Origin of the sequence: Moritella viscosa, assembly GCF_900120065.1 — a bacterium.
Taxonomy (GTDB): domain Bacteria; phylum Pseudomonadota; class Gammaproteobacteria; order Enterobacterales; family Moritellaceae; genus Moritella; species Moritella viscosa.
Window position 1 is genome coordinate 1 of sequence record NZ_FPLG01000023.1, and the last position, 20603, is coordinate 20603.

21 protein-coding genes are annotated in these 20603 nt (G+C 38.6%); 13 read left to right on the plus strand and 8 right to left on the minus strand.

Annotated elements, in window-relative coordinates; all coding sequences use genetic code 11:
- The 6 genes from BT797_RS03810 to BT797_RS03835 all read right to left on the minus strand — a co-directional run.
- Window positions 1–1675 (minus strand): Ig-like domain-containing protein (locus BT797_RS03810; protein ID WP_175545647.1); only part of this gene is annotated, 1675 nt, incomplete at its 3' end.
- A 490-nt stretch (window positions 1676–2165) separates the two neighbouring features.
- Window positions 2166–3488: a TRAP transporter large permease gene (locus tag BT797_RS03815; RefSeq protein ID WP_075471115.1), complete on the minus strand. Its 1323-nt coding sequence runs from the start codon at window positions 3486–3488 to the stop codon at window positions 2166–2168.
- Between the two features lies 1 nt (window position 3489).
- Window positions 3490–4023 carry a TRAP transporter small permease subunit gene (locus tag BT797_RS03820; protein WP_045111211.1) on the minus strand — a complete coding sequence of 178 codons (534 nt, stop codon included), beginning with the start codon at window positions 4021–4023 and terminating at the stop codon, window positions 3490–3492.
- Between the two features lie 66 nt (window positions 4024–4089).
- Complete coding sequence (locus tag BT797_RS03825; protein ID WP_075471116.1) at window positions 4090–5106, minus strand: TRAP transporter substrate-binding protein; 1017 nt, start codon at window positions 5104–5106, stop codon at window positions 4090–4092.
- Window positions 5107–5412: 306 nt separating this feature from the next.
- Entirely contained in the window at window positions 5413–5925 is a 513-nt protein-coding gene (locus tag BT797_RS03830; RefSeq protein WP_045111213.1) for a gluconokinase, read from the minus strand.
- 84 nt (window positions 5926–6009) lie between these two features.
- Window positions 6010–7023 (minus strand): LacI family DNA-binding transcriptional regulator, encoded by a 1014-nt coding sequence (locus tag BT797_RS03835; protein ID WP_075471117.1) that lies wholly within the window; start codon window positions 7021–7023, stop codon window positions 6010–6012.
- Window positions 7024–7425: 402 nt separating this feature from the next.
- Between BT797_RS03835 and gndA the strand changes: the two genes are divergently transcribed.
- The 6 genes from gndA (at window position 7426) to BT797_RS24685 (ending at window position 12896) form a co-directional block, all read left to right on the plus strand.
- Window positions 7426–8928 carry an NADP-dependent phosphogluconate dehydrogenase gene (gndA, locus tag BT797_RS03840; RefSeq protein WP_045111215.1) on the plus strand — a complete coding sequence of 501 codons (1503 nt, stop codon included), beginning with the start codon at window positions 7426–7428 and terminating at the stop codon, window positions 8926–8928.
- A gap of 137 nt (window positions 8929–9065) precedes the next feature.
- Window positions 9066–9827: an AzlC family ABC transporter permease gene (locus BT797_RS03845; RefSeq protein WP_045111216.1), complete on the plus strand. Its 762-nt coding sequence runs from the start codon at window positions 9066–9068 to the stop codon at window positions 9825–9827.
- Window positions 9824–10126, plus strand: a complete 303-nt coding sequence (locus BT797_RS03850; RefSeq protein WP_075471118.1) for an AzlD domain-containing protein — start codon at window positions 9824–9826, stop codon at window positions 10124–10126. Before BT797_RS03845 ends, BT797_RS03850 begins: the two co-directional genes overlap by 4 nt.
- 352 nt (window positions 10127–10478) lie before the next feature.
- Window positions 10479–12311, plus strand: coding sequence for a glutamine--fructose-6-phosphate transaminase (isomerizing) (gene glmS, locus BT797_RS03855; protein ID WP_075471119.1), 1833 nt, complete (start codon window positions 10479–10481; stop codon window positions 12309–12311).
- A gap of 178 nt (window positions 12312–12489) precedes the next feature.
- The gene (locus BT797_RS03860; protein WP_075471120.1) at window positions 12490–12765 is read left to right on the plus strand and encodes a DDE-type integrase/transposase/recombinase; all 276 of its coding nucleotides are present in this window, start codon (window positions 12490–12492) and stop codon (window positions 12763–12765) included.
- Window positions 12747–12896, plus strand: coding sequence for an IS3 family transposase (locus BT797_RS24685; protein WP_075471121.1), 150 nt, complete (start codon window positions 12747–12749; stop codon window positions 12894–12896). The genes BT797_RS03860 and BT797_RS24685 overlap by 19 nt, the downstream gene beginning before the upstream one ends.
- Window positions 12897–13060: 164 nt before the next feature.
- On the opposite strand, the gene BT797_RS03870 is transcribed toward BT797_RS24685, so the two are convergent.
- Entirely contained in the window at window positions 13061–14515 is a 1455-nt protein-coding gene (locus tag BT797_RS03870; RefSeq protein WP_075471122.1) for an HD domain-containing phosphohydrolase, read from the minus strand.
- A 115-nt stretch (window positions 14516–14630) separates the two neighbouring features.
- Between BT797_RS03870 and BT797_RS03875 the strand changes: the two genes are divergently transcribed.
- The 3 genes from BT797_RS03875 to BT797_RS03885 all read left to right on the plus strand — a co-directional run bounded on the left by BT797_RS03875 (window position 14631) and on the right by BT797_RS03885 (window position 16685).
- Window positions 14631–15251, plus strand: a complete 621-nt coding sequence (locus BT797_RS03875; protein WP_075471123.1) for a hypothetical protein — start codon at window positions 14631–14633, stop codon at window positions 15249–15251.
- A gap of 90 nt (window positions 15252–15341) precedes the next feature.
- Window positions 15342–15725, plus strand: coding sequence for a cytochrome b/b6 domain-containing protein (locus BT797_RS24780; RefSeq protein WP_082293668.1), 384 nt, complete (start codon window positions 15342–15344; stop codon window positions 15723–15725).
- A 240-nt stretch (window positions 15726–15965) separates the two neighbouring features.
- The gene (locus BT797_RS03885; RefSeq protein ID WP_170860713.1) at window positions 15966–16685 is read left to right on the plus strand and encodes a molybdopterin-dependent oxidoreductase; all 720 of its coding nucleotides are present in this window, start codon (window positions 15966–15968) and stop codon (window positions 16683–16685) included.
- Between the two features lie 21 nt (window positions 16686–16706).
- On the opposite strand, the gene BT797_RS03890 is transcribed toward BT797_RS03885, so the two are convergent.
- Complete coding sequence (locus BT797_RS03890) at window positions 16707–17597, minus strand: LysR family transcriptional regulator (protein WP_075471125.1); 891 nt, start codon at window positions 17595–17597, stop codon at window positions 16707–16709.
- 143 nt (window positions 17598–17740) lie between these two features.
- Here BT797_RS03890 and BT797_RS03895 point away from each other — a divergent pair, with 143 nt between their 5' ends.
- The 4 genes from BT797_RS03895 (at window position 17741) to gfa (ending at window position 20534) form a co-directional block, all read left to right on the plus strand.
- Window positions 17741–18175, plus strand: a complete 435-nt coding sequence (locus BT797_RS03895) for a carboxymuconolactone decarboxylase family protein (protein WP_075471126.1) — start codon at window positions 17741–17743, stop codon at window positions 18173–18175.
- Window positions 18176–18450: 275 nt separating this feature from the next.
- Window positions 18451–19185: a glutathione peroxidase gene (locus BT797_RS03900; RefSeq protein WP_075471127.1), complete on the plus strand. Its 735-nt coding sequence runs from the start codon at window positions 18451–18453 to the stop codon at window positions 19183–19185.
- A gap of 335 nt (window positions 19186–19520) precedes the next feature.
- Window positions 19521–19916: a hypothetical protein gene (locus tag BT797_RS03905; protein ID WP_045111220.1), complete on the plus strand. Its 396-nt coding sequence runs from the start codon at window positions 19521–19523 to the stop codon at window positions 19914–19916.
- 12 nt (window positions 19917–19928) lie between these two features.
- Entirely contained in the window at window positions 19929–20534 is a 606-nt protein-coding gene (gfa, locus tag BT797_RS03910; RefSeq protein ID WP_075471128.1) for an S-(hydroxymethyl)glutathione synthase, read from the plus strand.
- Window positions 20535–20603 lie beyond the last annotated feature (69 nt).

Here is a 20603-nt window from a genome sequence, read left to right on the forward strand (position 1 = left end):
CGCCAGTGCTAATATCACCGCCAGTCGCAGTACCGCTCACAGCAATAGTTGCTGCGCCGGCTTCTACTGCGTTGATCACATCATCGCTAGCAACCGTTGCTATTGTGATAGTGCCTGCGTCGGCTTGTAAATCTGCACCAGCAGCAATAGCATCAACAGATGCTGAGGTATTACCTGCAACATCAGTTACCGTCGCAGTTACCATATCGCCAGGTACCACTTCAACACTGATATCTGTCGCAATATTTACGTCAGTCAATTCAACCGAAATAGGAGCTGCACCATCAACTGTATAAGTTAAAATATCGCCAACAACCGCATCATCAGGAACAGTGATAGTAGCGGTGATAGTTCCATCGCCCCCCACTTCTGCTGCGTTATAAATTGCGTCATCACCGGTTGATTCAAAGGTTATTGTCGGGGCGTCTGTTGCATTAGTGTCTAAAATAAATTCAAGAGGAGCACTTTGGCTGCTATTACCAGCTATATCTGTTTGACGAACAACGACACTATTATTACCTTCTACAGGTGTATATTCTGTCGACCAATCTCCGCCATTAACGCTGTATTCAACTGTTGCACCGCTTTCAATATCTGACACATCTAATGTACCATCACTTGAAATAAAATCATTACCGTTAGCGGTATCGTTAGTTAATATAACTATAGGTACTGCAATTTGAGTGTCTAACGTGAAGGTTAAGTCACTGCTATTAGAGACATTACCCGCCACGTCAGTTTGACGAACTGAAACTGTATTAACACCTTCAACTGGGCTAAAGCTGTTAGTCCAAGTTGTACCACCGTCAACGCTGTATTCAACTGTTGCGCCATTTTCAATACCGGACACATTTAACGTACCGTCACTTGAAATCAAGTCACTACTGTTAGCAGTATCGTTTGCTAATACGACTACTGGAGGTGATATTTGAGTGTCAAGTTCAAATGATAAAGACGTCGTTAAAGATTCAGCCCCAAAGCCATCGACCTGTCGAACATAAACCGTATTATTACCTTCAACAGGAACAAAAGTATCACTCCAATCGACACCATTAATACTATATTCAATCGTGGCGCCATCTAGCTTGCCACCAATATCTAAAGCTCCATCACTGGTGATTAGATCATTAACCGCGGTATCGTTACCTAGTGTTACCGTTAATGTAGGAAGTTGATTAGCTGAAACCCCTTCATCACTAGAGTCATCGCTTTCAAAGTCATCCCCATTCACACTAGAAAATGCCGTGGTATTAAATTCCACATCAGCTAATGTTTCCGACGCACTTCGCTCTAAAGATACCGCAGAAGAACGACCCCCATCACTCACATTACCAGCAGCAGTACTAACAGGATCAATGAACTCAGCATCCGATTTAATGAGTGCTTGAATAGCCTCAATTTCTTTTAATGTTTCATCATCTATTTGTTGGCTTGCTAAATCAGTCGAATCATCAGGTGTAGAAACCTTAGTCTCTGAATAATGTTCATTAATAATAGCAGTCGAACCGTCTGCGTATTGCAAAACAACCTCGGCTCCAGAAGTTATGTCAATTTTACCGCCTGCAGGAATAATATAATCATCCACTAACACCTGCTCATCTTGTTTAAGGAAGAGAGTTGCCTTACCGGTAACACTGATTACTTGTGCATTTTGTGGGGTAATAAATGAGATCATAGATAAAGCCTTCCGTGATTCAGGATCTGTTTGACACAACACGATTTTCTCGCGAACTATCATTAAAAGTTATTAAGTAAAAAAGCATTCGTTTTACTTTTAGCTAATACTTTTTAGACGATTAAAGTAATCAGCGTCACCGCTAATACGCAAGTCTACAAGTGTCACCATAATCGCAGTGAAAACCACCAAGGTGATGCTAATACAAACAAAAAAAACTAAACACTTTGTCATTATTAAAAGAATTGTAAACTATCTGAAAACATATTGCTTATTTAATTTTCGCATTCACATAGTCAATAATAGGTAATAATACAATATAAAAGTGAAATAAATTAGATTTAAGGTTGTTAACACCAGTAATTCACTGAAATTTGATAGGTTCTAAATCAAGAATAGAAGAAATGTAATAAAGGGTAAAAATTTGTTAAAAAGGCCCTCTATTATAATTAACAGAGAGCTTTAGCACTAATACTTTATATCGAGGGTTTTATTTCCACCATAATGCCAATTCAGGGAAAATAATAAGTAGTGCTAAAGCCGCCACCTGTAAACAGATAAACGGTACAAGCGCACTGAATATTTCACCTAAGCTGATATCTTTTGGTGCGACCGATTTAAGATAAAAGGCAGCAGGACCAAATGGTGGAGATAAGAATGAAACCTGCATATTCATACAGAACACCACACCAAACCAAACCGGATCAAAACCTAACCCAACCACAATCGGAACAAAAATTGGCATCGTTAACAGTGCAACACCAACCCAATCAAGGAACATACCTAATACAAACAATACCGCCATCATGATTAGAATAGTACCCATTGGGCTACCGCCACTCATAGCCAGAATTCCGTCACTTACAAAATCAATACCGCCCATTAAATTGTAAACACCAACTAATGCGCTTGCGCCAATGCCAATCCAGATGATCATGCCACAAGTACGTAAAGTCGCAATCGAGCTTTCTTTTAGCATGTTCCAGTTAAGTTCACCACGGATTGCAGCACTGATCGCAATACCGACAACACCTAATGCAGATGCTTCAGTAATTGACGCAATACCAGTGTAGATACTACCCAGAACAATCCCAACAGATAGCATCGGGAATAATAATGCTTTTTTGAAGTTAATATCCTTCGCTGCATCTTCAGCTAATTCTTCGGCCGTCGGTAATGGTGCTAATGACGGGTTTAAGTAACAGCGAATTAACACATACAAAATATACAGTAACGCTAATATCGCGGCGGGTAAGAATGACGCTTTAAACAGCTCGCCAATTGATACACTGGCCGTTAGACCATAAATAATCAATACAATACTTGGTGGTAGCATAGTACCTAGCGCACCACCCGCACAGGTTGTACCGATCGCTAATTTACGATCATAACCAAGGCGCAGCATTTGCGGTAATGCAAGAATACCAAGTAGTATTGTTTCACCACCAATCACCCCCGACATTGACGCTAGTAATACCGCAACTAATAGCGTTTGAACCGCAACACCACCACGGACGTTACGGCCCACTTTTTTCATTGCATCGAACAAATCACGCGCAATACCAGAACGATCAAGCAAGGCGGCCATCAATACAAACATAGGCACGGCTAAAAATACGTACCCACTAACAAAACTATAAATTCGACTGGTGATTAGCGGTAAAACCTCTGGTCCAAACCAACCGAATGTAAATATAACCGCAACTAAACCAGTAACAAATGCTAACTGCATGCCTGTTAGCAACAGGCCAATCATAAGTACCAGCATTAATAAACTGCCGTAACCAATACCAATAGATGAAAGATCAAACATATTATTTTTTCTTCTTAACTAAACCGTGGATTTCTTGAATGAGGTGCAACACAAATTGAACTGACATTAAGCATAAAACACCAAAAATTAACGCTTTAAGTAGCGCTGGAAATATGGGATTCCAAGCTGAACCAGATGTCTCTAAACGCATCTCCCCCCAGGGTGCATACCAGGCGCCTTCCATCATGGTATAAGCAGCATAAGAAAGTAACACCGTGAACAATAAACCCATAATATGGTGGAATACATTCAAGTACTGCTTTGTACGCTCCGATACATGATCATAAATAAGCACAACCCGTACATGTTTATCTGCTGCTAATCCATAAGCACCACCAATCACAAATAAAGCCCCACCAACAAAGGAAGCCGTTTCATGAACCCAAATAGTTGGCGCATTGAATACGTAGCGCATAAGCACTTCATAAAACGATATTAATACCGTAAACAGAAACAATATACTTAATGCATTACCAGTCCATATAATGCCTGAATCGAGATGATTTTTTGGCTGTAGTTCTTCTGGATTACTCATCAGTTTTTCATCTTATAAGTGGAAAAAAGGCTGCAAAGCAGCCTTCATATATAACGCTTACTTGAATTACAGCAAGTTTTTCGATTTTAAGTAGGTTGTTACAGAATCATATACTTTTTGTGCATTTGGAGAGTGTTTTGCGTAAACTTCCCATTGACTACGCGCAATAGTTCGGAACTTCTTGCGTTCTTCAGCAGGCCAATCATGTATTGTAATTTTTGAATCTGCCATTGCTTCAGCTACGGCTTCAGCATCTGCTTTTTTCAGTGTATCAACCATAGTGTAAGCAAATGTTTTAACTGAATCTTGCATTACTTTTTGTAAATCAGCTGGTAGCTTGTTCCACGATTTTTCACTGATTGAAACTTCAATGGCAGGTAAAGAATGGAAACCTGGATATACCGGATGTGGTGCTACATCATTTAGGCCCGCTTTATGATTCGTTGAGAATACCGTGTAATCAGCAGCATCAATAACGCCTTTACTTAGACCTGTAAATACTTCTGAACCCGGTAAATTAACTGGTGAAGCACCTGCTGCTGCAAATACTTGTTGCACTAGACCTTCTGGTGCGCGTAGCTTAAGACCTTTAAGATCTGCAACACCATTAAGTGGTACTTTAGAAACAAATGCTTCAAGACCCGTTGCTGATGCGCCAATATAGTAAATACCATATGGTTTATAGATTTCACGCATTAGCTCGTTACCGCCACCGTTATACATGTAATCCAGTAGTTGTATTGGATCAGACCAAGCACCAACTGTGTTACCCATTAAGCCAAATGCTGGATCTTTACCAGCAAAGAAACTTGTTGCCGTAACGTGGCCTTGTAAAACACCAAACTTAATACCATCAAGTGTTTCTGTATGCTTAATTACGGCACCTACTGGTAACATAGTCACATCAATGCGCCCGTTAGAATCTTTTTCTAATTGCTTAGCCCAATCTTGTTGCACATGGAAGTTTTTTTCACCCGATGGATCAGATGATTGAAATTTGAAATTAAATTCAGCAGCGAATGCAGATGCACTCATCATAGTTGCAACTGATGCTGCAAGAATTGTTTTAGTAATGGTTTTCATTGGTCGCGCTATCCTTGTTTCTGACAAACCCGATAATGTGTCAAATTAGTAATGTTACCGATAACCACTAGGTTATTTTACTCTTACAAAGAGCTAAACTCTAGGGATAACATTACATGTTGATATCAAATCATCGGATGGTTTCAACTTTTATGTCACTATTGTTACATATACTTAACTTTTATTTAAAAGGTAAATACAGAGATAAAAAAACAGTCATATTTTGATTGAAATATGACTGTATTTATGGTCTATAGATACTGATATTTTATAAATCCTGTAAAAAATCAGTCCAACATCGTAATACTATTTGCTAGTTAAAGCAGTAATACTAAGGCTTACGACATCGTCAATTGTACCATCAATAGGAACAGAAAGTACGCATTTTTCATCCTTAAGTGGTAACTCCAAAGTGTTAAACTGACTTTTTAACATGGAATCGCCAATAAAGAAGTGTCCTGCTCGCGCTTTTAACCTTGTTAAAATTAAATCAAAACTACCATCTAAGTAGATAAAAGTTACCGCTTTATTACCATCTCGAATTTGATCACGATAATCTTTACGTAATGCAGAACAAACAATAACGCCTGTTTCATTCTTTTGTTCAATGCTAAAACATGCATCACGAACACGCTCTAGCCAAGGCGTACGGTCTATATCATTTAACGGCTGCCCAGCAGCCATTTTTAAAATATTTACTTTAGGATGTAGGTCATCACCATCAATAAATTTAGCACCGAGCTGCTGTGCAATTTTTAATCCTATCGTAGATTTTCCGCTACCAGAAACGCCCATGATTATAATACTTCTGCCTATCATATTCTTTACTTCTTAACATCACTCTAAATCAACTAACGCAATGTTACCGTTAACACAATAAAACACAAGCATTATCAGTATTACTTAGGTGCTAGCACGCTCAGAAATAATAAAACCAAGATCTAAATGCTTATTTTCAATCGGTTCATCATTGATTTTTTTAAGTAACAATTTAGCCGCTTGCTCACCTATATCAAAACGAGGGATAGATACCGACGTTAACTTTGGGTTTGTCGCAGAACAAATATCAAGATCGTTAAAACCGACTAAAGCAATATCTTTCGGTACTTTTAGGTTACGGCGTTGACACTCAAATAGTGCCCCTGCAGCTAAATCGTCATTACAGAAGAAGATGCAGTCAGTATCAGGCCATTCACCTAACACCTCAGTCAACATATCAGCCCCCATTTGGTAAGTCGAAGCATAGGTACTGGTCACCACACGCTCATCGCTCAATTCAGTTTCCCAAATTGCTTTACGCCAACCATCTAAACGTAACTGAGCACGTAAATCCATTCGAGCACCGGCAAAACCAATATTTTTATAACCTTTACCGATTAGATGTTCGGTGATTTTATAACCCGCGAGAGCATGATCTAACCCCACCGACATATCGATCGCATTATCATTGCATTCCATGATCTCAACAACCGGTAAGTTTGATTTACGTAATAAACGATTACTGCGTTCAGTGTGATGCGTACCAGAAACAATGATGCCATCGATACCAAATTGTAAATAAGTTTCGATTAAACGTTCTTCTTCTAATAGAGAATAACCAGAGTGACCCAGTAAGATTTGAAAGCCTTCATTTAGCATCACATCATTAATACCGCGTACTACATCAGAAAATACACCATTAGATAAGGAAGGAACAATCAATACAATCGTTTTACTTTGCTTAGCGCTTAACATGCTAGCTGCACGATTTGGCACATACCCCATTTGTTCAATGGCTTTGTGAATCGTCAAGCGTAATGATTCAGACACTTTCTCGGGTGTACGGATCGCTCTTGAAACTGTAATTTTTGTAACACCAACTTTATTAGCAACATCTTGTAAGGTCACGCGACCCGACTTACGACTGTTGGAACTCATACACCTAATATCCTTATTTATAAAATACTTACCCATATTACACTTATATACAATTAGGGGTAAGTAAAGTTTCCTAATTAACTTTAAACCACTAAAGTCTGTATAACTTTTGACATAACTGTAAATAATTTTAGCTAAACTTGTATAACTGAACAGGAAAGGGACAGGCTTAAATTCAAACTAACAATGAATATGTGAGACAGATCTCATCTCGATAATCAGATTAACTATATAAATTTTAATGATTTAAAATTAGCTCATCAAAAATAGCGATTTAAATGAAAAAGGTAAATAACAGTAGTGTTCATATTGTATCTTTTTCTACTTTCTATATCATGCCTTAAACGACAAGGCATTAGCCCAATTCTCACCTTCATGACTTGCTAAGACACAGAGGACCAGATGAATAAAAATATTGATATTGCAGTAATAGGTTTAGGCGTAATGGGTGCCAACATGGCATTAAACTTAGCTGAACGTGGATTTTCCGTTGCAGCTTTTGACATTAACGAAAGCCGTCGTACTGACATCGTTAAGCGTCATCAACCTCTAACAGCAGCAAAATTAATTGCGGTTGCCAATCTTGCAGAGCTAATTAACCAACTTGAAACACCACGTCGAATCGTGCTTTCTGTTCCAGCGGGTCCTGTTGTTGATATTATTTGTAATGACTTAATTGCAGCAGGCTTAGAAGCAAGCGACATTGTTGTTGATACAGGTAACAGCCAATGGCGTGATTCTATTGCACGTGCAGATACTTACGCAGGTAAGTTTAGCTTCTTCACTTGTGCTATTTCTGGCGGTGAAGTTGGTGCTCGTTTTGGTCCATCGTTAATGCCAAGTGGCGACAAATCAGCTTGGGAATGGCTAAAACCTATGTGGCAAGCAATGTCTGCGAAAGTAGATCCTATCACAGGTATTGAAATTGCACGTACACACGTAGATCAGCCTCTACCAGAAGGCGAACCTTGCGCTGAATATATCGGTCCAATCGGTTCAGGTCATTTTGTTAAAATGGTACACAACGGTATCGAATACGCAGATATGCAAATGATTGCTGAAGTTGTGCAATTCATGCGTCAAATCTTAGGTATGTCTGCAGTTGAAGTTGGCGAAGTATTCAGCAAATGGAACAAAGGTAAATTACAAAGCTACCTAATCGAAATCACAGGTAATATCCTTAAAGTTGTTGATGAAGCAACAGGTAAACCTATGGTTGACGTGATTATGGATCAAGCAGGCCAAAAAGGGACAGGTAACTGGACTGCACGTGAAGCACTCGAGCTAGGCGTGCCAGCAAACGCAATTGCAGAATCTGTATTTGCCCGTTGCCTAAGTACACAAAAATCTATCCGCCAGGTTGGCGCGACTAAACTTGCAGGTCCAACGGTAACAACCGAAGACCGCAACGTGTGGTTAGAAAAACTGGCTGACGCACTCTATTGTTCAAAAATTTGTAGCTACGCACAAGGCTTTGAATTGATGTCAGCAGCACAAAAAGAACATAACTGGACACTTGATTACGTTGCAATTGCAAAAATATGGCGTGCAGGTTGTGTGATCCGCGCTCACTTCTTAGATGATATCTCGAAAGCTTACCAAGCTGAACCAGAGTTATTAAACTTAATGTTAGCGGACCGTTTCACAACAACATTAGCTGAAAGCCAAATGGCATGGCGTGAAGTATTAGCGAAAGCGATCATGCAAGGTATGCCGATGCCATCGATTAGCGCTGCAATGAGCTACTACGATTGCTACCGTGAAGCAGATTCATCAGCAAGCCTTATTCAAGCAATGCGTGATTACTTTGGTGGCCATACTTACCGTCGTAAAGATCAAGATACAAGTCAAAGCTTCCACTATGATTGGCACTTTGGCAGCGGCGAACACAAAGCGCAGCACTAATTGATTGCTGATAAATCATAAGTAATATATCTTCATAGGTATGACGATTAAAAACCCAGTTCGCTGGGTTTTTTATTACCTTTCGTATTTTTATATTCTCGAATACAGTGCACCACCGCCATCACAAGGATAACGCGATGCAGGATCAACAGTCCAACTCAGAACAAGCGTCACCATCTAAACTAAAATCAGCATTAAAAGGCGCAGCGGCGGCAATGCCGTTAAGTATTGCGGTGATCCCTTGGGGTATTTTAGCAGGCTCTTATGCCATTGAAGCAGGGCTAGATGTCATTCAAAGCCAAGCGATGTCGGCTATTGTGTTTGCAGGCGCAGCACAACTTGTTGCAGTAGGGATGATCAAATCAGGTGTTGGACTGGCGAGTATTCTATTAACTACCCTGCTCATTACCTCTCGCCATTTTTTATATGGTATGGCCATGCGTCATCAAATGAGTCCTCTACCTTTACGGTGGCGATTAACATTAGGTTTCTTACTCACCGATGAATTGTTTGCCGTATGCAGTGAAACCAAACAGCATAAATTTGACCGCTGGTTTGCATTTGGGGGTGGCTTTAGTTTTTATCTTATTTGGAATATTGCTTCTGCGGTCGGTATTTTTGCTGGTCAACGGATCCCTAATTTAGATGAACTCGGTTTAGACTTCGCCATTGCAGCAACCTTCATTGCTCTAGTCGTCCCTTCCATTAAGACGCCCTCCATTTTAGTTAGTGTATTAGTATCTTTAGTGACTGCGGTACTTTGCGAACTGTTTCATATACCCGGGGGATTATTAATTGCGGCCTTATCTGGCATGAGCGCAGGTATGTTGACAGCCAAATTAACCCATGAAACGCATCCGAATAAAACCATATTAACCAGACCTGGAGACGGCTTATGATCTGGCTTACCATTATACTAATGACTGTAATTATCTTCATCAGTCGCTATATTTTCATTGAACCTAAGTTACCATTGCGTCTTAGTCCCAGTGTAGTTAAGTTTTTAAGTTATTCTGCCCCGGCCGTACTCACCGCTATTTTAGCGCCGATTGTATTTATCCAAGAGAATACCTTGCACCTAAATTTGGATAACAGCTACCTGATTGGTGCTATTTTTGCGGTACTACTTATTCTGATTACGCGTAATACCTTACTGACAGCGATCCTTAGCATGCTACTTTTTTTCTTAATTCATTAGCTTTGTTTCATTACTTTGTTTCAAACCACTTATTACCTACAACTTTAGATGGACAAACGAAACAAACGAAACTAAAATACCGAAACTACGAAACTTAGTTGGTATTCATTGCTAAATCAAGCCATGTAGTGGGTAAGTGAAACTAGATAAATCACTATTACGCACTATATTTAAATGAAACGTAACTAATACATTCAATGTTAAGTTACGATTGAATATTTTAATGATAAAAGTTTCGCTTTCAAAATCATTAAAACAAGTTGTATAAGGACGAACGTCGTCACGGATCGATAGACAGCACTATCACGTGGTTATTACTTGTTTAAAAAGTTTATACATTTAGGAGAAGACCATGTGTGGCATTGTTGGTGCAGTAGCGCAAAGAGATATAGCTGAAATTTTAGTTGAAGGTTTACGTCGTTTAGAATACCGCGGTTATGACTCTGCAGGTGTTGCTATTGTTGATCAAGAGAATAACCTGCAGCGTGTACGTAGCCTAGGTAAAGTACAAGAGCTAGCAAATGCCGTTGACACTGAACAGCCTGTTGGCGGTACTGGTATCGCCCATACGCGTTGGGCAACACATGGTGAACCCTCACAAGCAAATGCACATCCACACGTATCAGGTGATATTGCAGTAGTACATAACGGTATTATTGAGAATCATGAGGTGTTACGTGAATTATTACAACAACGTGGTTATATTTTCCAATCTCAAACAGACACTGAAGTCATTGCGCATCTTGTTGAATGGGAATTACGTTCAACAGATAGCCTACTTGATGCAGTTCAAAAAACAGCAGCTCAATTAGAAGGTGCATACGGTACTGTAGTACTAAACCGTCTCGAACCAGGTAAATTAATTGTGGCACGTTCAGGCAGCCCAATTGTGATAGGTTTAGGTGTAGGCGAAAACTTCTTAGCATCCGATCAACTTGCACTGCTTAATGTTACACGCCGTTTCATGTACCTTGAAGAAGGTGATGTGGCTGAAGTTACGCGTCGAGATGTGTCAGTATTTGATATTGATGGTAATCCAGTAACACGTGAAGTAACGGAATCGAATGCAGAGCATGACGCTGCTGATAAAGGTAAATTCCGCCATTTCATGCAGAAAGAGATCTTCGAACAACCTATAGCACTAACCAATACAATGGAAGGTCGCCTGACAGCTAACAGCGTTATTACAGAAAGTATTGGCGTTAACGCAGCAGAGATCTTAGCGAAAGTCGAACACATTCAAATCATTGCTTGTGGTACGTCTTACAACGCAGGTATGACAGCCCGTTATTGGTTTGAATCATTAGCAGGTGTAAGTTGTGATGTCGAAATCGCATCTGAATTCCGCTACCGTAAATTTGTAACACGTCCGAATAGCCTGTTGATCACGTTATCCCAATCAGGTGAAACCGCAGATACGTTAGCAGCAATGCGTTTGGCGAAAGAAAAAGGTTACATGGCTGTAATGACCATTTGTAACGTGGCCGGTTCTTCATTAGTGCGTGAATCAGACTTTGCATTTATGACCCGTGCAGGAACTGAAATTGGTGTTGCTTCAACTAAAGCATTCACGACACAATTATCAGCATTATTAATGCTTGTAACCGCATTAGGTAAACAAAAACACGTTATCGATGCAACTAAAGAAGCTGAAATCGTAACGGCACTACATGCATTACCAACACAAATTGAAAATGCATTATCATTTGATAAAGACATTGAAGCACTGGCTGAAGATTTCGCTGACAAGCACCATACTTTATTTCTTGGTCGCGGTGAGTTCTACCCTATCGCTATGGAAGCAGCGCTTAAGCTTAAAGAGATCTCTTACATTCACGCAGAAGCATATGCAGCGGGTGAATTAAAACACGGTCCTTTAGCCCTCATTGACGCTGACATGCCTGTTGTAGTTATCGCACCAACCAATGAATTATTAGAAAAGCTAAAATCGAATATTGAAGAAGTTCGTGCACGTGGCGGCCTACTTTATGTATTCGCAGATGCTGACGCTGGTTTTGTTGAATCAGAAGGCATGAAGATCATCACTATGCCGCATGTAAGTGAAATTACAGCGCCGATCTTCTATACCTTACCAATGCAGCTGCTTTCATATCATGTTGCATTGATTAAAGGGACTGATGTGGATCAACCACGTAACCTTGCTAAAGCGGTAACTGTAGAGTAGCAACTGGTTTAAAGATTATAAAAATGTGGGTGAGTAATAAAGTCACATACTGAAGCCGTCTTAACTATGCTTAATATATAAGCTAAGTAAGGCGGTTTTTTATGGCATCAAGAAAATATGGCAATTCAGACGCTAAAAACAAGAAAGCTTAAACCTACCTGAACATAATGAACTTGATATGCTACGTAAAGACAACGCTAAACTTGCTGATGAAGTATTGCCAGAAATGTGTTTACAGGCGCTACAGATGGCTTACTGGCGACGAAAACCCAATGCTGGTGTTATGCATCATTCAGATAGAGGCAGCCAATACGCAAGCGGTAAGTACCAGGACATGCTTTCGACAATGGAGATGATACCCAGCATGAGCGGCAAAGGTGAGTGTTGGTATAATGCACCAACAGAGCGATTTTTAGAAGCTTCAAACACGAGCATATGCATTACTATCGCTTGAGAACAAAGAAAAACGCTGAACTCTGTATTTTGGATGACCTTACTTATTACAACAGCAAGCGGCCACATACGACATTGGGGTATTTATCACCGATGGAATTTGAGCAACAGATATTAAGAAAAATAGCTTAAGCAAGTGTCCGATTTGAGTTGACCATTACATACCTTCAGGCTTAGTTAATAAGTTTTCTATAAATTCCCTCTACTTTTTACAAGTGCTTAAATTCCACATCAAAAATTGACTTAACATCTAGGTTTATTTGCTGTTTGTTTTATATGAAAATCTAATAAGGCTATTAAATTAAACCATACTCTAATGCTTTCATTGTAGCTGCGGTTCGACCTGAAACCGACAATTTTTTATAAATATTTTCTAAATGTGCACCTACTGTTCTAGGTGAAATTTCAAGTAACCTTGCCGCTTCTTTATTCGATAAACCTTTAGTAATACGCTGTAAAACTTCCTGTTCTCGCTCAGTTAAATTAATAGTTGATGTATTACTAGTCGTTACACCATCAACTACCAGACAAGCTATTTCAACAACGCTATCATCCAATTTCCCTTGAGATGAAAGCTCTTGTAATCTTTTAATGGCAGTTTCTTTAATATTCGAACAGCTAAGTAATTCAGATAATAATACTGATGTTGCAAGTATTCTGGCTTCAATCGGTAAAGAACTTGCAGCTAAACCTCGATAATGTCCTGAACCGTCAATACGTTCAAATGCCATTGAGGCTAAATGAGATTCTTTAGTTAAATCAGGTGCTTTATTAAGTATTCTCCCAGTCCAATAAGAAGCCAAACGAAAATCTTCGTTTTTAGTTCTTGCCGATAACGTACTATTAGAAAGAGCTACAAAGCCTAAACGGTGTAATTTTGCAGCACGCACGATGCAAAGTCTTTTTTCTTTGCTTAAGCCTAATTTCCTAGCAATATCATCTGCGAACTTTGCTGACATACGAGAAATTTTAATTTCTTCTGGTTGCTTTAATGCTGCGTAATCTGAAAATAAAGTAACTATATTATCTAGTTCTTCAACTGAATTGGTTGATGATAATTCCGCAAAACGAATAGCCTCATCAAGTAAGTTTATATGTTCTAATTCACTTAACCATTTTGAAGCATGTTTAACTACAGTACTAACTAAAAAAGGATCATGTGTTTTACCTGCTCGACTATCAATTAATAAAATAGCGCGATGAACACCATATTGATTAGTAAAAATTTCTAAATCACTAACAACCGTAATAATTTGAGACAAAAGATCAATATCTTCACCTGATTTACCCATTGGATAACCTGAGCCATCCCAATTTTCAAATAAATCATTAATTGACGCATCTAAGCACATTTCATCGCTAGATACGCCTTTAGCATAAATACCTGCACGCTCAGCAATGGTAGCCATAGCTTCACAATGGGCATTAGCTAAAGGGATAATATGATCTGATAATGATGCTATTGATGAATTAACAAAAGGGTTTCTTCCAGCTAACATTTCAGCTCGCCCTCTAATATCATCACCAAGAAGGTATGAAAACTCTCTTGCATTGGCTGTACACCCAGCCCAACGTAATAATGAAATTCTAGCAATATTAACAATATTACTTGGATTGATTTTAAGATGTTTTGCCAATTTTACCGCTAATACGGTTACTCTTGGTGAATGCTCAACAGGTTGCCCCATACTAAGATCACCAGCAAAAGCAATGGCACCAACGAATTGTTCTTTATAAGTTAATTCTTTCATTCAATCATCTTAAACTTTTCATCGTAAATTACTATAGGGCATTTACCCAATATCGACTTATTAACTAGCTTGCTACGATGGCCTAGCAAAATTTTAAAAAACCATAGGGAAAATAATGAGAACGAACCTATTAAAAAACTGTAAATTACTAGTAATTTGTTTACTAGTTACGCTGAGCTTTATTTCAACTGCTAATGCGGAAGGATTACGTATACGCGGTCAGTTAGTTAAGCTAGATAATAACTTTGCAACAATTAAAACATCATCAGGTCAGAAAATTGAAATTAAGTTACTTGATACCCTTACTGTCTTATTGTTCAAAGATATTAAATTTGAAGACATCCCTAAAAATGCTTATTTATCAATACCATCAGTACCATTTGGTGAAAATTCAAGACGCGCATTAGGAATAAATGTTTTCCCTGAAGCAATGCACGGCTTTAATGAAGGTGTTGGAGACTGGGATTTAACCTCAGAAAGTAAAATGACGAACGCCACACTTGCACAAGTAGTTAATAATACTTCAAATAATGAACGTATCTTACTTGTCCGTTTTGGCGAAGAAACACAAAAAGTACTTGTGCCTTTAACAACGAAAATAACAACCTTTGCACCATCAAAAAATCATAGAATTAAAGTCGGCGACAACATGATTATCTTTGCAAAAGTATCTGGCTGTACCTTAGCAGGAGATCTAATAGCTATTCATGAAAAAGGAACTCTTCCTCCTATTTAGCTTTACAACTAAGATAGTTCATCTATTTTCATATGGATGATCTATCTCTATATTATTAATGCATAAGTCGATATTAAATAAGGATAGAGCATGCCAATTCATTCTGGGTTAATACGTATATTACACGCACTTAATGCAATCTCTGTTATCGGTTTAATATCGAGTGGCTGGGCTATATTTAATGCATCCCCTCTTTATCCTATTAGCTTCCCTGTAAGTTTATCTTTAGGAGGATATTTAACCGAAGCACTGCAATGGCATTTTCTGTTAATATGGCTATTTGTTTTTTCTAGCATTCTATTTGTTCTTTCCCGTTTATTATCGTTAACGGTAGCACCCAATTTGTGGCCTATTTCAATAAAAAAAATAGTTAATGAAACACAACAAGTCTTAACCTTTAACTTAAAACATTACATTGGTGAATATAACCATATTCAACGTATGTTTTATCTCACCGCATTTTTATTGTTTTAATCTTGTCTGGTTTAGGACTATGGAAGCCAGTTCAATTTCAGGTAATTAATTACATTGTAGGTGGGTATGAAAATATGAGGCGTGTACATTTTTGGGCAATGGTAAGTATTTCAACTTTCATTATTGTACATTTATCTATGGTAATTATGGTTCCTTCAACATTACTTAGCATGATATTTTCTGCGAAAAAAAACGTACAGAATAATAAAAATTTAGTAAATGATACTAAGAATATTAATAATGACTTATAAACAACTGACATTATCGCGACGTGGATTTTTGAGCGGACTAGGAGCTTTAGCCATCACAGGAGGCACACTAGGAAGTTTATCATTACTACCGAATTTTCGTGAAAAAATATTAACGGCATCTTCAACATGGAATGATATTACTCAAGGCATTATTTTATCGGCTGACCGTATGGCACCAACATTTACTGAATCAGAAATTTCTCAAAATTTTCCTTACAATGGCTTTTATCCTGAAGCTTATGCACCCGCATTAAACTCTGATACCTGGCGCTTAGAATTAGGTGGATTAATTAAGAATAAAACCCCACTCTCTTTATTTGATCTTCGAAGTATGCAACAAGAGGCACAGATCACACGTATGATTTGTATTGAAGGTTGGAGTGCTGTAGGTCAATGGTCAGGTGTACCCCTTCATTTATTGCTACATAGAATTGAGGCTGACTTTCATAATACAGTTGTACGCATAGATTGCGCTGACGGTTACCATACAAGTATTGATATGGCATCAGCTATGCATCCACAAACTATTCTAGCCTTAAACTTTCTAGGCCAACCTTTGAGTCAATCTTTTGGAGCCCCGGTAAGACTAAGAATTCCTGTCAAATTAGGTTTTAAAAATGCAAAATTTATTACCCGTATTAGTGTCCATAAAACTCATCAAGGTGGTTACTGGGAAGATCAAGGGTATAATTGGTTTAGTGGCTTGTAATTTTTATAATCGTAAATAACGTTACTTAACCTTCTCTACCAAAAAATCGATAAACGCCCTTAATGCAGGTCGTTGAAATTTACTGCCTTGGTAAACCGCATACACTTCAGCGCTCGCCCCTTCGTACGCAGATGCCTGCCACTGTGGTAAACACTCCACCAGCGTACCTTTGTCTATATAGTCCACCGTCATCCATTTTGACATTAACAACATACCACCACCATGTAATGCCGCTTCTAATAACGGACTACCGTCTTTAGAACTTAAATTACCTTGCACTGCGACTTTGGTTATTTGCTTGTTTTTCTTAAAATGCCAATAGCAACGCTGACGGCTATTCGCCAATGTCAGACAATTATGTTCACTTAAATCCGCAGGTATTTTTGGTGCGCCAAATTTCGCAAGGTAATCCGGTGACGCACATAAGATCGTATGGTTAGTCAGTAATATACGAGCATGTAAATTTGAATCACTTGGACGACCAATGCGAATACCTAGATCCACATTTTCACCATTCAAATCGATGACTTGATTATCTAACTCAATCTCAATTTTAACCTTAGGATAGCGCGCTAAAAATTCTGGTAATAAGGGTGAAATTCGTTGACGACCAAAACTCTCAAAAACCGATATCTTCAGTAGTCCTTCTGGCTCTTGATTTACTTTTTGCATCGACAACACCAAATCATCCGCATCTACTAACAGCTTCTCAGCCCGTTCACAAAATTGCTGACCATCTTCAGTCAATAATAACTGTCGAGTACTGCGCTTAAATAAAGTTACGCCTAATTCGCCCTCAAGATTATCAATATTACGCGCCACTGAAGACGGGGCCATATTCAAAACGGCTGCAGTTTTAGAGAAACTACCTAGCTCAACAACCTTGATAAATACACGGATTAAATTAAGCATTGCATGGGTCCTAATGTAGTTTATATAAAAACAATTTTGTATAAAACGCAAAACTGTTTCAGTTTTTATGTATATTCCAGTCATAAATGAAACACCATACAATAACGTCATCATTAACCAACAGCAACTATGAAGGTAATATTATGAGCAACAGAATCAACATCAGTGAACTAGAACCAGCTGCTTTTCAAGCAATGTTAGACCTAGAGTCTTATCTTAGTGATACGGATTTAGAGCCTAAATTAAAAGAACTCATCAAGATCAAAGCATCGATCACCAACAATTGTGCTTACTGTGTGCAAATGCATACCGAGCAAGCACGTAAACATGGAGAAACAGAACAACGCCTCTATGCATTGTCAGTATGGCAAGAGTCATCACTATTTAGTGATACAGAACGTGCAATACTGACTCTAACAGAAGAAGTCACGCTCATTTCAGCTGCTGGTGTATCAGATGAAACCTATAGTCGTTGCCTTGCATTACTCGGTGAGCAAAAACTAGCACAGTGTATTATGCAAATTGTCACCATTAATATGTGGAATCGCATAGCGTTAGCAACAAAAATGCAGCACTAATTCCCTATCAGTTCCTTCTATAATTCCCCCTGCTATATGGGTTGGATCTAACACTCAAAGATTCAATCCGTAGCTAAAACAAATAAAAATTCCAATGTTCACCGCGAGCAATAGGGGTAACCTATCAAAAGTCAAGGTTTAATCGATTGTGAGTATCACATTTTTTTTTGCATAATAGCTACATCAAGACGACACAGACACAACGTCTTCACCAAATTTACTTTATATAAAACAAACAAGTTAGCTTAATTAATAGCTACGTGAAGGAATATATTATGACAACATTAGTATCAAAAGAAGGCCAAGCGGTTCCACAAGTTACATTTCCTATTCGCCAAGGTGACGCATGGGTTAACCGCACAACAGAAGAACTTTTTGCTAACAAAACAGTAATCGTATTTAGCTTACCGGGTGCATTCACACCAACGTGTTCTTCAAGCCATTTACCACGTTACAACGAATTAGCTAACGTATTTTCAGCACATGGCGTTGATGACATATTATGTGTATCAGTAAACGATACCTTTGTAATGAACGCATGGAAAGATGACCAAGAAGCAGAAAACATTACCTTCATTCCAGACGGTAACGGTGAATTTTCTGCAGGCATGGGCATGTTAGTCGACAAATCTGACATCGGTTTTGGCAAACGTTCATGGCGTTACAGCATGCTGGTTAAAAACGGCGTGGTAGCAAAAATGTTTATCGAAGCTGACGAACCAGGCGACCCGTTCAACGTTTCTGATGCTGATACTATGCTAGGTTATCTAGCTCCTGAGTACAAAGTACAAGAGTCAATCACCGTATTTACTAAACCGGGTTGCCCGTTCTGTGCAAAAGCAAAACAAACCTTAATCGACCAAGGTCTAAACTACGAAGAAGTGGTATTAGGTAAAGACGCAACAACAGTGAGCCTACGTGCAGTAACAGGTCGCAGTACTGTGCCACAAATCTATATCGGTGGTAAACACATCGGTGGTAGCGAAGAATTAGATAAGCACTTCGCTTAATCATTCGATTTAATATTATCGGATAAGATACTAACGAATAATCATACTCACATGCCTATTCGTCAACAAAGGAAGCCATTGCGCTTCCTTTTTTGTTTCAATTATAGCAATTAAACTCATCAATTCGTCATCAAAACCACCAAGCCAACAACGATAATTAAAAAAACAAACAATAACTTAAAATTCAATTACCACCACACATGTAATAATCTTTTACCGTTTTAGCATATTGTTTTGTTCTTATCCAAATGTAGAATGCTTGTCATCGCAAACATAAACCACATTAAAAATTAAATAATTCACACAATGTGATTTGATTAAATAAAGGATATTAGATGTCAACATTAACAACTCAACCTGGTATTTTCCTGTTTAAATCTGGCTCATTCAAATTAAATGATCTAAGTAAATTACTTGAAGTAGAGGGTCTAAAAAGCCAAATGGCCGAAGTTGCCGTAACCAAAAATAGCAATGCATTGACCATTGGTCATTTTGCTATGCAACCGGGTGTTGAATTCGAGTACGTTTACGACTCCGTTGAATACAAAGTTATCACCAAAGGTAAGATAGTCGTACGTGACAAGCAAGATAATAAATATGTTGCAGAAGTTGGCGATGTGATCCTTTTCTCTCCTAATGTAACCGTTATTTTTGATGCTGAAAGTGATGGTGAAGCAATCTATACCGCACATAGAAACGCAGATTCATCTTTCGCACCCGCATCAAACTAATTGGAATTGAATATGATAAATAAAATTGTAAGTACCTATAAAAACGCATTTTGCCCAACAAGTAGCACCAAGATCCACCCAGCAATGGACAACGGTATAAGCCCAACGGCGAATGGCTTTAGTGGTGGCTCATTACAGTGTCACTGTAGCAGTAATCCAGTTACGGTAAAAATCGACAGCCAAACAGCACATAACCATGCTTGTGGTTGTTCAAAATGTTGGAAACCCAAAGGCGCACTTTTCTCACAAGTTGCAGTTGTGTCAAAAGATAAGTTAAGCGTAACAAGCAACCGTTCAAAACTAAAAGTTGTTGATGACACAGCAACAATCCAACGTTTTGCGTGTAATGTCTGTGGTGTACACATGTATGGTCGTATTGAAGATAGAACACACCCATTCTTTGGTCTAGATTTCGTTCATACCGAGCTATCTGCCGATAAAGGTTGGTCAGCACCTGAGTTTGCCGCCTTTGTTTCATCTATCATTGAAACAGGTACAGATCCAAAAGACATGACAGCAATCAGATCACGTTTGAATGCATTAGGTCTTGAATCTTATGATTGCCTATCGCCAACACTGATGGATGTGATTGCAACACACGTTGCTAACAGCAAATAATTCATACTGTTGAAAAAAAGCCCGCGAAATTAGTCTCGCGGGCTTTCGTCGTTTAAATTTATGACGTTT